Below are 12,887 nucleotides of genomic sequence, written 5' to 3'. Positions count from 1 at the left end.
TCCGGCCGGGCCGCCCGCGGCGGGGCGCCTTCCGGTGGCCGGGCCGCGGCGGAGGCGGCTTCGGGCGGGTTGGCGGGGCGCGGGGCGCGCCCGGCCGGGGCCTGCCGCGGCGCGGCCGCCAAGGGCTGAGGTCCCTGTGGCAGGGCCTCCGGGGTCAGGGCGCCCTGGGGCAACGCGTCCTGGGGCAACACGTCCAGAGGCAGGACTTCCTCGGGCAGAGCGGCGCGGGCGGGCCAGCGGCCGGGCCAGCGCTTCACGTGGTCCTCCAGGGCGCCAGCCTGGCGTTCGTTGACCACCCGGTTGCGCACGGACACCCCGGCGGCGTGGACGCTCTCGGGGTCGCCGGACACCAGCGGGTGCCAGGAGGGCAGGTCGCGGCCTTCCGCCACCAGCCGGTAGCCGCAGGTGGGCGGCAGCCAGTCGATGCGGGCCAGCCGCGCCGGGGTCAGCTTAACACAGTCGGGCACGCGCGCCTTGCGGTTCTCGTAGTCGCTGCAGCGGCAGGACTGGCCGTCCAGCAGGCGGCAGGACACTTCGGTCCAGTGCAGGCGGCCGGTGTCGTCGTCGCGCAGCTTGTGCAGGCAGCAGCGGCCGCAGCCGTCGCACAGCGCTTCCCATTCCGTCCGGCTCATCGCCCGGAGCGGCTTGGTTTTCCAGTACGGGGCGGCATCGGACATGGCGGGCAAGCTGCGCATCGCGCCCGGCCGATGCAAGGGCGGCGCGGCCCCGCTTGACTCCTCCCCGGCCGATTCGCGATCTCCCGCCGATGCCGCTCGACCTGACGATCCCCGACCGCACGGCGATGATCTGCCGCAGTGCCATGCGCCACTGCGCCCGCATGGGCTGGGCCCCCGTGGCCGAGGTTCCCATCCCCTGCGGCCGGCGCCTGGACGTTTTGGCGCTGACCGGCGAGGGCTGCCTCTTCGCCATCGAGGTGAAGTCCTGCTCGCGCGACTTCCTCAGCGACAACAAGTGGCGGGAATACCTGGACTGGTGCGACCGGCTGTTCTTCGCGGTGGATTGCGACTTCCCGCAGGAGCTGATCCCGGAGGAGATCGGGCTGCTGGTCACCGACGGCTACGAGATGACGGCCATCCGCGACGCGCCGCATCGGCCGCTGGCCGCGGCGCGTCGCAAGTCGCTGGTGCACCGCTTCGCCGTGATCGCCGCCGGGCGGCTGGCCGCAGCGTGCGACCCGGCGGGGGCGCAGGAGATGCGGGCAGCGCTGCGCTGCGAGTAGCTGCCTCGCAGCCAATGTCCTGACGCGGTCGGGAAGGCCGGGGGAGTGAACTCCCCCGGGCCCCCTCCTTCTTTCGGGAGTTTTCGGGTGCGCCCCTGGCCGATGGCGCTGCTCAAACTCCCGAAAATAGAAGGGGGTCCGGGGGGATACCTCCCCCCGGCTTACTTACTTGGAAAAGCGCCCCGCAGCGTCACACCCGGCTGTCCAGCCCGCGCAGCCGCGCCGCCAGCCAGGAGGCGTAGCTGTCGGTCATGCCCGCCACGAAATCCACCGCGCAGCGCATGATCTCGGTGGCGCTCATGTCCGGGCGGGGGTGGTAGTCCAGCAGCAGGCTGAGCGCCTGCTTCTCGCGCAGGCCGAGCTGGGTGCGGTCGCCATCTGCCTTGGCGTAGGCCAGGCAGGCCGGCAGGAAGACGCTCAGCGCCTTGCCCAGCACGTCGTGGGCGCCGATCTCGAACTCCACCTTGCGGGCGTTGAAGTACACCACGTCCGCCGTGCGGCGGGCGGCGGCGGCCAGGGCCGCGTGCAGTTCGGGCTCGGCGGGGGCCAGCAGGTCGGTCAGTCCGCGGCCGGGGCTGAGTTCGCCGGCCAGCAGCGCGTCGTGGTGGGCCACGAAGACCTCGGTCAGGGCGGCGGTCAGGCGGGCGATGGCGTGCTCGCGCAGCAGGTCCATGCGGCCGCTGTTGTCGGCTTCCGCGGCCAGGGCGGCGGCGGGAAGCGCGGCGATCGGGCCCACCAGCTCGGCAAAGTCGGCAAAGCGGAGGATGCCGAGCTCCACCGCGTCCTCCAGGTCGGCCAGGGTGTAGACCACGTCGTCCGCCGCCTCCATCAGCCAGACGGCGGGGTGACGGGGCAGCGGGCCGGACAGGGCGCAGGCGGCGGTGACCCGCTCGAACACCGCGTGCTCGGTGTTGAACACGGTGAACTTGATCCCCGGCTTGCCCTCGCGCGCGGCGCGCGGGTCGGTGCCGGGCCAGGGGTATTTCAGGAAGGCGCCGAGGCTGGCGGCGGTCAGCTGCAGCCCGCCGGCGGCGCGATGCCCGTCGGCGCGGGTCAGCACCCGAAAACCCTGGGCGTTGCCGTCGAAGAAGGCGAGGTCGGGGTCCAGTTCCAGCCCGCTCGCCCGGCCTTCCTCGCGCAGCCAGCGCGCCATCTGGGAGGCGATGACCTCCTCCCCGGCATGGCCGAAGGGCGGGTTGCCGATGTCGTGGGCGAGGCAGACGGCCTGCACCAGGGAGCCCAGGTCCTCCGGGCTGCGGCCGGCGGCGTCCAGTTCCCCGGCCAGGCGCAGCCCCACCGCGTGGCCCAATGCCCGGCCCACCGCGGCGACCTCCAGCGTGTGCACCAGGCGGTTGCGGACATGGGCGTTGAAGGGCAGCGGATGCGCCTGGGTCTTCTGCTGCAGGCGGCGGAAGGGGCGCGAGAAGGTGATGCGGTCGCCGTCGGATTGGAAGGGGCGGTGCTCGCCCTTCGCCGGCCGCAGTTCCGCCGCGGCGCCGAGGCGGCGGCTGTCCAGCAGGGCGGCCCAGTTCATCGGCACGTCGTCGGTCCCCTCGCCCGGCCCCCGGCAGGCATCCCGGTCGGTGCCACCGGCAGCCTGGGCCTGCCTCGCGCCTGGCCCGGTCGGGTCAGCCGCGGATCCGCGCCACAGTGGCGGTGGTGGAATTGCCCGGCAGCAGTTCGGCCAGTCGCACCACGCCGCCCCATTCCGTCACCAGCTCGCCGCCCACCACCTGGTCCACGCGGTAGTCGGCGCCCTTCACCAGCACGTCCGGGCGCAGCAGGCGGATCAGCTCGGAGGGGGTGGTTTCCTCGAACACGGTGACGAGGTCCACCGTGGCCAGGGAGGCCAGCACCGCGGCGCGGGCCGCCTCGCCCTGCACCGGGCGGGTCGGGCCCTTGAGCTTGGACACCGAACTGTCGGAGTTCAGCCCCACCACCAGCCGGTCGCACCAGGAGCGCGCCTGTTCCAGCAGGTGGACATGGCCGGGATGCAGCAGGTCGAAGCAACCGTTGGTGAAGCCGATGCGCCAGCCGCGCTGCCGCCAGCGTTCGGCCTGTTCGGCGGCGCGGGTGCGGGAGACCACCTTGCGCAGGGCACCGCGCTCGGGGGTCAGGGCTTCCAGCAGGTCGCTGTCGCGGGCCACGGCGGTGCCGACCTTGCCCACCACGATGCCGCCGGCGATGTTGGCCAGCCGCGCGCCCACCGCCAGCGGCAGGCCGGCGGCCAGGGCGGCGGCGGCCACGGCCACCACCGTGTCGCCGGCGCCGGAAACGTCGTGCACCTCGGCGGCTTCGGCGGGGAAATGGTGCACGGCGTCGCCCTCGATCAGGGTCATGCCGTCCTCGGCGCGGGTCACCAGCACGGCGCCGAAGCCGTGCCGGTCACGCAGGGCGCGGGCGGCGTCCACCACGGCCAGTTCCGTGTCCACCGACATGCCGGTGGCATCGCGCAGCTCGGACCGGTTGGGGGTCACGAGGTCGGCGCCGGCATAGATGCTGTAATCGTCGCCCTTGGGGTCCACCACCACCTTGCGCCCGGCGGCCTTGGCCGCGGCGATCAGGCGTTCCGGCACGTCGCCGCCCAGCACGCCCTTGCGGTAGTCGCTGAGCACCATGACGCGGGTGGCGGCGATGGTGTCCTGGGCGATCCGCACCAGCCGGTCCGCCAGCCGCGGGTGGATCGGGCTGGCATTCTCCTGGTCGGCGCGCAGCATCTGCTGGCCCATGGCGACGTAGCGGGTCTTGGTGGTGGTGGCGCGGCCGCCCTGCACCAGCAGCCAGGGCTCCACCCCGGCCTGCCCGCCGATCAGCGCCGTCAGGTCGGAGCCGGCCTGGTCGTCTCCCACCACGGACAGGAAGGCCACGGGGCAGCCCAGGGCGGTAAGGTTGCGCACCACGTTGCCGGCGCCGCCGGGCATGGCGACCTCGCGCTCGACGCTGAGCACGGGAATCGGGGCCTCGGGGGACACGCGCAGCACGCGGCCGTACACGAAACGGTCGAGCATCGCGTCCCCGACCACCAGGACGGAGGCGCGTTTCAGGGCGCGCACGGCCTCCGAGAGGTCGGTATGGGCCGGGGATTCCGGCAGTTGGCCGTTCATCAGCCCTTCGGTAGCCGATGCGCCGCGGGTGGCACAAGGTTGCTGCGCGAAGCGGCCCGCGTATCAGCGATGCCTTAACGGCACAGCGGGCAGGCTGGCGCGGCCCGATGTTCCCCCCCGCGACCCCCGCCGCGCTTTTCGCAACCGCGTCCCGCCCGCCGGACACGGCCGGGGCGGGCGTGGCCGAATGGCTGGCCCTGGCGCCCGGCGAGGCGGCGGCGCCGGAGGCCGCCGCCTCGCGCCGGCGGGTGGCCCTGGCGCTGCTGGAGGACCTGGCGCGCGGCAGCAACGGCCGGGTGCTGGAGGACGCCGCCAACGGCGCGCTGCTGCTGGGCGGGCCGGCGGCGCTGCTGGACCGGGCAGAGGCCGCGCTGGCCCCGATCTTCGGCGCCGCGGCGCTGCTGCGGCAGGGCGCCGCGCCGGAGCTGCCCCGCCCGCCCGTCGCCGCCGCGCCCGGGACGGAGGGCCGGGGGGCGGCCGCGGAACCGGCGCTGCGCCGCCGGCCGATCGTCGGGCTCTCGGCGGCGGGGGTGCCGCGGCTGGCCGGGATCTGGCTGACCGCCTCGCGCCGGGGAGGCGCCGCGCTGCCGGCCCACTTGGCCCGGCACGCTGCCGAGGCGCGGTTGCGGCGCGCGGCGTCCGAGCTGGCGGAGGCGGAAGGGCGGTCGGAACTGCTGGGCGGCGCGGTGGCCGTGCCCTTGCACCTGGACGTGGCGGCGGGGTCCTGGCCGGAACTGCCGCGTGGGCTGGAAGCCTTGCCGGTAGTGCCCGTGCTGCCGCTGGGCGCGCTGGCGCGCGGCACCCCGGCCGGGCTCTTCGCGCTGTCGGGGCTGCATGCCGGGCTGGTGCCCTTGTGCGACCCCGCGGCGCTGCCGGGGGCGGCGCTGCACCTGCGCTGGGATGCGCGACTCGCGTCGGTGGAGAGCCGCGTGGTGGCGGCGCTGGGGGTGGGGCGGATCGTGCTGCACGGCGTGGCGTCGGAGGACGCGCTGCGCTGGGGGCTGCTGCACGGCATCGGGCGATTCGCCGGGCCGCACCCGTCGCGGCTGCTGGCCGCCCTGCGCCGGCGGCTTTGCCCGGACGGCGGTGGCTGCACCGCCGCCGATTGCGCGCTGCGCGCCATGGCCGCGGAGGCCGCCGGCCGCCGCGGCTGCACCCGGCCGGAGCGGCTGCTCGCCAGCCCGGAGCCGGCCGCGTGAGCGCCGCGATGCGGTCCGCCCCGGCGGTGGATGGCGGGGCGGCGGAGCTGGCGGCAGCGGTGCGGCACTGCACCGCCACGGAAAGCCCGCGCGAGCTGGTGTGGCTGCGCCCCACCGCCTTGCCGCCTGGGCTGGACCGCCCGCACCACCTGAAGCTGCTGCGCGACGCCGCCTCCTCCCGTCGCGACGGGGTGAGCCGGGTTTTCGCCCTGCCCGATGGCGACTTGGCGGTGCTGGCGCCCCCTGCCCGCCCCGGCTCGCCCGGCTTGTTCGCGACCCTGCGCGCGGCGCTGGACGGGGCCCTGCCGGAAGCGGAGTTGCGCCGGGTGCTGCGCCCGCTGCGCCTGCCGGACGAGGCCGGGGCGGTGCTGGTGGCGCTGGAACACAGCCTGGGGCTGGATGCCGTGCCCGCCGCCCCGCCGCGCCCGCCGCTGGACCCGGCCACCCTGGCCGAGGCGGAGCGTGCCCTGGTGCAGGCCGATGTGTGGCCGCTGCACGCGCGCCAGGACGTATGCCGCCTGCCCGCCGAAGGGGGAGCTGCCGAACTGCTGCGCGAGGATGTGCGCCCGCTGCCCGCCGCCGTGGCCGACCGGCTGCTGGGCGGGCGCGACCCCGCCGCCGCGCCGGCCCTGGCCGCACGGCTGGCGGAAGCGGTGGCGGGGCGGCTGCTGGCCTCGCTGGCGCGGCCGGACTGGCTGGGGGCGCCGCGGGCGCTGCACCTGCCGCTGCCGCTGGCCGGGTTCAGCTCGGCCGCCTTCCTGCGGCTGGATGCCGCGCTGCCGCGCTCGCTGAAGCCGCTGTTGTGCCTGGGCGTGGCGGCGGCGGAGATCCTGGACGACCCGGACGGCTTCGGCTTCAGCCGCGACTTCGCCCGCAACCGCGGCTATCGCCTGGCGCTGGAAGCGCCCGACCCCGCCGCGCTGGCCGTGCTGCCGCCGGGGCCGCTAGGGGTGGAGGTAGTGCGGCTGCCCTTCACCGCGGCGCTGCCGCGCGCCCCCGGCCCCTTGCCGGACCTGGCCCGCGCCGGCGCGGTGGAGGTGGTACTGGCCGCGGCCGACAGTTCCGCCGCCGTTGCCTGGGGTTGGCAGAACGGGGTGACGTTGTTTCAGGGCCGGGTGGTGCAGCGCCGCCGGGGTTGAGGCGCGGTGGACGTCACCGCCACACCGAAACCGGGGCCGATGACGCAGCCGGGATCGGCCATGGGGCTGACGGGTGGGGCGGCGGTCGCCTATCCAGGCAGCATGTCCTTTGCCATCCACGCCCAGCACCTGAGCAAGCGCTACGACGCCACCCTGGCGCTGGACGACCTGAGCTTCGCCCTACCGCCGGGGGAAACCTGGGGGCTGCTGGGCGGCAACGGCGCCGGCAAGAGCACCACCATCGCCATCCTGCTGGGGCTGCTGGTGCCGAGCACCGGCACCGTCACCGTGCTGGGGCACGACATGGCGCGGCGGCGCTTCGCAGCGCTGGCGCGGATGAACTTCTCCTCGCCCTACGTGTCGCTGCCGCACCGGCTGAGCGTGCGGGAGAACCTGACCGTCTACGGCCACCTCTACGACGTGCCGCGCGCGGCGCAGCGGATCGAGGAACTGGCGGAGGAACTGGCGCTGGGGGAATTCCTGGACCGTCCGGCCGGGCAGCTTTCGGCCGGGCAGAAGACCCGGGCGGCGCTGGCCAAGTCGCTGCTCAACCGCCCCGACGTGCTGCTGCTGGACGAGCCCACGGCCAGCCTGGACCCCGACACCGCCGACTGGGTGCGCGGCATGCTGGAGCGCTACCGGGCGGAGAGCGGCTGCGCGATCCTGCTGGCCTCGCACAACATGGCGGAGGTGGAGCGGCTCTGCTCGCAGGTGCTGATGCTCAAGCGCGGCCGGCTGGTGGACCAGGGCAGCCCGGCGGAGCTGCTGCAGCGCTACGGGCGCGACGACCTGGAGGAGGTGTTCCTGGACATCGCCCGCGACCGCGGCCACGCGGCGCTTCCCGCGGCAGCCCTTCCTGCCGCGACGGGGGCGGCGTGATGCGCCCCGCGCTGCGCCGGGTCTGGGGCATGGTGTACCGGCACCTCGCGCTGTTCCGGCGTTCCTGGCCGCGGCTGCTGGAGCTGATGTACTTCCCCATCCTGCAGATGCTGGTCTGGGGCTTCCTGACCTCCTGGATCGCGGCCCAGGGCGGGGCTTCCGGGCGCGGCGTGGCGGCCGCCGCGGCGGGGGCGCTGCTGGGGGGCGTGCTGCTGTGGGAGGTGGCGCTGCGCTCGCAGATGGGGGTGGCGATCTCCTTTCTGGAGGAGATCTGGTCGCGCAACCTCGGGCACATCTTCGTTTCGCCGCTGCGACCGCGGGAGCTGCTGGCGGCACTGATGGTGGTCAGCCTGGGGCGGACACTGGTGGGCGTGCTGCCGGCGGTGGGGCTGGCCTGGGTGCTCTACGGCTTCGGGCTGTTCTCGATGGGGCCGGTGGTGGTGGGCTTCTTCGCGGCGCTGTGCCTGATGGGCTGGGCCGTGGCGCTGGGGGTCACCGCCATGGTGTTGCGCCACGGCGCGGGGGCGGAAGCGCTGGCCTGGTCGGTGCTGTTCGGCCTCGCGCCCTTCTCGGCCGTGTTCTACCCGGTCTCGGCGCTGCCGGACTGGGTGCAACCCCTGGCCCTCGCCCTGCCCGCCGCCCACGTGTTCGAGGGCATGCGCGCCGCGCTGCTGGACGGCCACGTCGCCTGGGGCCACCTGGGCGCCGCCTATGGGCTGGACGCGCTGTGGCTGGGACTGATGGGCTGGACCTTCCTGGCGCAGTTCCGCCGGGCGCGCGAAAGCGGCGCGCTGCTCAGCGTCGGCGAGTGACGCTGGGGGCCCGGATGTGCCGGCCAGGGCCAGAGGGGCTCTGCCCCTCTGGACACCCCGCGAGGAGCTTAGGCTCCTCGACCTCATGAGTGCCTCCGGCGGGGGCGGGCCGGACGCCGTTGTCCCCCATGACTACCGTCAGCCATCCCGCCCCCGCCGGAGGCACTCAACGTGTGGTCCGGGGAGTTTAAACTCCCCGGCGGGGTCCAGGGGCAGCGCCCCTGGCCACCGCTCAGGCCACCCGAGAACAACGCCCCGCCGCGCCGCGGCGAGGCCGCTACGTCAACCGCGGGCGCGGTAGGCCGGGCGGGCCGCGCCGGGGCGCGGGCCCGGGCGGGAGGCACCGGGGCGGTGCTTCGGGCCGCGGGGGGCGGCACCGGGGGCGGGGTGGGCCATCGGCTCGACGCGGATCTCGGCGTTCTCGCCCTCCGCCTTGCGGGCGGCGGCGGCGAAGCGCGCGGCGGCGTAGGAGGCGACCTCGAACTGCGTTTCGTTGCCGAGGATGCGGATGCGGCCGATCTCCTGCCGGGTCACGTGGCCGCGGCGGCACAAGAAGGGCAGCAGCCAGCGCGGATCGGCGTTGCCGTCGCGCCCGACATCCATGTGGAACCAGACGCCCTCGGTGGCCTCGCCGCGCTCGCCCTGCGCGGGGGTTTCGCGGCGGGCGGGGCGTTCGGACACGTCCGACAATTCCTCCGGCGCCGGCAGGGGCGCGCGCAGGGTACGCACCAGGGCGGCGGCGAGGGTTTCGGCGGTACGGCCTTCCAGCAGGCTGCGCGCCAGCGTCAGGTCGTCCTCCGACACCTCTTCCTCGGCCAGGGTGGCGACCTGGGCGGCGATGCGCTCGCCGTCGCGGGCGCGGATCGCCTCGGGGGTCGGGGCCGGGGTCCAGGTGGCGCGGACGCGGGCCTCGAGCAGCAGGCGGTCGGCGGTGCGGCGGCGGTTATAGGGCACCAGCAGGGTGGAAACGCCCTTGCGCCCGGCGCGGCCGGTGCGGCCGGACCGGTGCAGCAGCGTTTCGGGGTCGCGCGGCAGCTCGGCGTGGATCACCAGGCCGAGGTCGGGGAGGTCGATGCCGCGGGCGGCCACGTCGGTGGCGACGCAGACCCGGGCGCGGCCGTCGCGCAGGTTCTGCAGGGCGCGGGTGCGCTCGGCCTGGGAGAGTTCGCCGGACAGGGCCACGGCGGCGAAGCCGCGCTCCGTCAGGTTGGCGTGCAGCCGGTTCACCGTGGCGCGGGTGGCGCAGAACACCATGGCGATGCGCGGGTCCTCCAGGCGGAGAACGTTGACCACGGCGCGCTCCACCTCGTGCGGGGCGATCAGCGTGGCGCGGTAGTCGATGTCGCCGTGCTGCTCGCCCTGGGTGGTGGCCTCGATGCGCAGCGCATCGCGCTGGTAGCTCTTCGCCAGGGCAGCGATGCCGCGCGGCACGGTGGCGGAGAAGAGCAGTGTGCGGCGCTCGGCCGGGGTGGCGTCGAGGATCGCCTCCAGCTCCTCGCGGAAGCCGAGGTCGAGCATCTCGTCGGCCTCGTCCAGCACCACGACGCGCAGGGCATCGGGCTTGAGGTTGCCGCGTTCCAGGTGGTCGCGCAGGCGGCCGGGGGTGCCGACCACGACGTGCACGCCGCGGGCCAGCTCGCGGCGCTCGGCCACGGGGTCCATGCCGCCGACGCAGGACACCACGCGGCCGCCGGCGGCGGCGAGCAGCCAGGCGAGCTCCGCCTTGACCTGAAGGGCGAGCTCGCGGGTCGGGGCGACCACCAGGGCCAGGGGCGCGCCGGCGGCGGGCAGCCGCTCGGCCTCACCGATCAGCTCGGGCGCCATGGCCAGGCCGTAGGCGACGGTTTTGCCAGACCCGGTCTGGGCGGAAACGAGCAGGTCGCGGCCGGCCGTTTCGGGCTCCAGCACGGCGGCCTGGACGGGGGTGGGTTCGAGGTAGCCGCGTTCCGTCAGGGCGGATTGCAGCAGCATGGGCAGGGTGGGGAAAGGCATCGTAAGATCCAGGGGTCAAGAACGGCGGCACCGGGCTTGGCCGGTGGCGCCGGGCGCGAAAGGCGCCTCGCTTCGGGGAGTTCGGAAGCAAGGTCGTGCCGGGGCGCGCATCCTCCCCGGTCAGGCTTCCGGGGTGCCCAAGTTCTCACCTTGCCGTCCTGCGGCCGCACCGATCCCGCGTCGCGGGCGGCGGTGTTCCGCAGCAGCATGTAGGGGGCCGGGGGCGCCAAGTCCCATGTTCAGTTCGCGCGCCGCCCATGCGTGCGGTTTCGCGGGGCGTTGCCGGGCGGGATGGGCTTTGGGGTGGCCGGCGATCCTTTCGTCGGTCAGGACGCGGCGGCGCGGGCCTCGCCGCGGAAGGCGGCGGCTTCCTCCGTGGCCAGCCAGGCGCGGTCGCAGGCCGCGGTCAGCCGGGCAAAGGCGGCGGCGGGCAGGCGGTCCGAGCCGGACCAGTTGCCCTGCCCCAGGCAATCCAGCATGCAGGCATTCAGTTCCGGCGCGGCGTCCACCGCCAGCCCGAGCGCCGCGAGGTCGGCAGAGGGCGGCCATTCCGCCGGGGCCAGGTAGCGGTTGGACGGTTCCAGCCCGGCCAGGCCGGCCTCGGGCACGCGCACGGCCACGAAGCGCGTGGCGTAGGGCGGCTGGTTGTTCGGGTCCACCACCGTGAAGCTCAGCATCAGGCCCGCCAGGACGCTGGCCGGCGGGGTCGGGCGGAACAGCGTCATGAACACCGGGGCGAGGCTGCCGGCGGGGCCGTTCAGTTCCAGGCAGGGCGTTTCGCCGTACATCCGCACCGGCCCGCTCACCTCCGCCATGCCGCCGGTGATGGCCTGGGCGTAGCGTGCGGTCGGCGGTGCGCCGCGCGAAGGAGCCCGGCCGACCAACAGGGAGGCGCGGATCACCCGGCCCTGGAAATAGGGCGACTGGGCGTGCGAGTAGCAGGCGTAATGGCCCTGGAGCAGGCCGGCGCCCTGCCGGGCCAGCGGCTCCGGGCGTTCGGCGGCGGCTGCCGGGCTGGCGGAGGCGGCGGCCAGGACCGGGACGGGACCGTGGCGCGCGGCGATCCAGGCGCCGAATTCCTCCAGGCTGCAGGACAGCAGCTGCTCGGTGGAATGACCGGTGTCGAGCAGCGCCGCCCATTCCTCGAACAGCCGTGCCGAGCGCGGCAGGGTGCGGCCCTGCATCCACTTGTAGGAGCGGCCGAGGTCGAAGGCAGTGTCGGGGTCGTGGCGCCGGAAGGCCAGCGCGAGCTCCTTCTGGCTGGTGCAGCCCAGCGCCGCGGCGGTCAGGCGGAGCTTGGCCGCGAAGTCGCGCGCCCGGGCCATCGGGTGCAGGCTCATGCGCGGCTGGGGCCTGCGGAACGGCGCCGGCCCCGGTCTCGGAACCCCGATCTCTCGCTGCGTTCCATGGCGCGTTTTTTGTCCTGGATTGGCCAGGACAAAGATTGTGGCTTCCGGCCCGATGCGCCAGCCGTCATTCCGCCGCCAGAAAGCCTGATCGCCGCGCGGGATGGCGCGGCCCTTCCCTGGGAGCGCTGGCCATGACCGTTGTCGTGATCTGGAACAACAACCTCGCGGGCACCCAGACCTATATCGGGCATGCCGCGATGCTGATCGGCGACCGCTGGAGTCCCACCAAGCCCGTCTATGTCAGCTACTGGCCGGAGGATTCGGCCAGCTTGGTGGGCAAGGAAACCAGCTTCAAGGCGAAGAACTTCCTTTCGGACCTCGTGTCAGAGGGCTACGCGCCCGACCACGTCATCAAGATCAACGGCCTCAACAAGGCCGCGATGCAGGCCGAGTGGGATGCCATCCGGCTCAAGCAGAACTCCCACTACCAGATGGTTCGGAAGAACTGCTCCACGATCGTGGCACGCGTGCTGAAGAAAGGGGCCAAGACCGGCTCCTTCGGGATGCGGCACAATGCCATCTGGACGCCCTTGAAGGTGAAGCGCCTCGCCTTCGAGATGCTCGGGACGGAGATGGGCTGGAGCTGGATGGTGGATGAGGCCCGGATGGACAACCTCATCTCACAGTCGGAGGCCACCATGCTGAAGACCCTGCGCAAGCGGGACGCCCGGCACGGCAAGGCTTCCGGAACTGCCTCCTACTATGTCGGCGGCAAGGCCATCGTCCCCAAGGTTGCGCTGATTTCCACGGGCTACGGCGCGCGGGAAGGGTTCGCCATCAACGGGAAACTGGGCCGGGCCGCCATGTACGCCGATGGTGGCGACCTGCTCGGCGGCCACGTCGTCAACACGCAGGATGGCATGGAATTTAGTCCCGACTAGCGTGCGGGCGCCGGGCGCTTCTGGTCCGGCGCGGCGCCGGCCGGCGTCGCTGTCGCAGCGCCGGCACCCCGCCGAGCGGTGCGGGCGATCCGTGGGTTCGCGGGAAGCGCGCAGCCGGTGACGGCGCGGGCCGTGGCCGAGAACGGCTCGGCCGCACGCCGCAGCCCGCACCGCGGTGCCGGTGATGCGACGGGCCTCCGACGCGGCCCAGCGGCAACGGGCACGCCCGTTC

10 protein-coding genes and 1 pseudogene are annotated in these 12,887 nt (G+C 74.4%); 6 read left to right on the top strand and 5 right to left on the bottom strand.

Annotated features, from left to right (window positions below):
- Nucleotides 1-198: 198 nt before the first annotated feature.
- Nucleotides 199-677, bottom strand: a pseudogene (locus ACLIBK_RS08245) (YcgN family cysteine cluster protein); the annotation flags it as partial.
- A gap of 89 nt (nucleotides 678-766) precedes the next feature.
- Between ACLIBK_RS08245 and ACLIBK_RS08240 the strand changes: the two are divergent.
- Complete coding sequence (locus ACLIBK_RS08240; RefSeq protein WP_415386764.1) at nucleotides 767-1,240, top strand: MmcB family DNA repair protein; 474 nt, start codon at nucleotides 767-769, stop codon at nucleotides 1,238-1,240.
- 190 nt (nucleotides 1,241-1,430) lie between these two features.
- On the opposite strand, the gene dgt is transcribed toward ACLIBK_RS08240, so the two are convergent.
- Both dgt and rfaE1 read right to left on the bottom strand, forming a co-directional pair.
- Complete coding sequence (dgt, locus tag ACLIBK_RS08235; protein ID WP_415386897.1) at nucleotides 1,431-2,774, bottom strand: dGTP triphosphohydrolase; 1,344 nt, start codon at nucleotides 2,772-2,774, stop codon at nucleotides 1,431-1,433.
- 94 nt (nucleotides 2,775-2,868) lie between these two features.
- Nucleotides 2,869-4,344 (bottom strand): D-glycero-beta-D-manno-heptose-7-phosphate kinase, encoded by a 1,476-nt coding sequence (rfaE1, locus tag ACLIBK_RS08230; RefSeq protein WP_415386763.1) that lies wholly within the window; start codon nucleotides 4,342-4,344, stop codon nucleotides 2,869-2,871.
- A 179-nt stretch (nucleotides 4,345-4,523) separates the two neighbouring features.
- Between rfaE1 and ACLIBK_RS08225 the strand changes: the two genes are divergently transcribed.
- The 4 genes from ACLIBK_RS08225 to ACLIBK_RS08210 are packed head-to-tail and all read left to right on the top strand — an operon-like array spanning nucleotide 4,524 to nucleotide 8,373.
- A complete protein-coding gene (locus ACLIBK_RS08225; protein WP_415386762.1) occupies nucleotides 4,524-5,543 on the top strand; it encodes a hypothetical protein in 1,020 nt (339 codons plus the stop codon).
- Entirely contained in the window at nucleotides 5,540-6,682 is a 1,143-nt protein-coding gene (locus ACLIBK_RS08220) for a hypothetical protein (RefSeq protein WP_415386761.1), read from the top strand. Before ACLIBK_RS08225 ends, ACLIBK_RS08220 begins: the two co-directional genes overlap by 4 nt.
- A 39-nt stretch (nucleotides 6,683-6,721) precedes the next feature.
- Nucleotides 6,722-7,561, top strand: a complete 840-nt coding sequence (locus tag ACLIBK_RS08215; protein ID WP_415386760.1) for an ABC transporter ATP-binding protein — start codon at nucleotides 6,722-6,724, stop codon at nucleotides 7,559-7,561.
- Nucleotides 7,561-8,373, top strand: a complete 813-nt coding sequence (locus ACLIBK_RS08210) for an ABC transporter permease (protein WP_415386759.1) — start codon at nucleotides 7,561-7,563, stop codon at nucleotides 8,371-8,373. The genes ACLIBK_RS08215 and ACLIBK_RS08210 overlap by 1 nt, the downstream gene beginning before the upstream one ends.
- A 282-nt stretch (nucleotides 8,374-8,655) precedes the next feature.
- Here the strand turns inward: ACLIBK_RS08210 and ACLIBK_RS08205 are convergent, their stop codons facing one another.
- Both ACLIBK_RS08205 and ACLIBK_RS08200 read right to left on the bottom strand, forming a co-directional pair.
- A complete protein-coding gene (locus tag ACLIBK_RS08205) occupies nucleotides 8,656-10,365 on the bottom strand; it encodes a DEAD/DEAH box helicase (RefSeq protein WP_415386758.1) in 1,710 nt (569 codons plus the stop codon).
- 326 nt (nucleotides 10,366-10,691) lie between these two features.
- Complete coding sequence (locus ACLIBK_RS08200; RefSeq protein WP_415386757.1) at nucleotides 10,692-11,705, bottom strand: hypothetical protein; 1,014 nt, start codon at nucleotides 11,703-11,705, stop codon at nucleotides 10,692-10,694.
- 200 nt (nucleotides 11,706-11,905) lie between these two features.
- On the opposite strand from ACLIBK_RS08200, the gene ACLIBK_RS08195 reads away from it, so the two are divergent.
- Complete coding sequence (locus ACLIBK_RS08195; protein WP_415386756.1) at nucleotides 11,906-12,655, top strand: hypothetical protein; 750 nt, start codon at nucleotides 11,906-11,908, stop codon at nucleotides 12,653-12,655.
- Nucleotides 12,656-12,887 lie beyond the last annotated feature (232 nt).

Source organism: Roseomonas sp. BN140053, from assembly GCF_047690175.1.
Taxonomy (GTDB): Bacteria; Pseudomonadota; Alphaproteobacteria; order Acetobacterales; family Acetobacteraceae; genus Roseomonas.
Note: the sequence above shows the minus strand (reverse complement) of the source record. Positions and strands in the feature narration are given on the sequence as shown.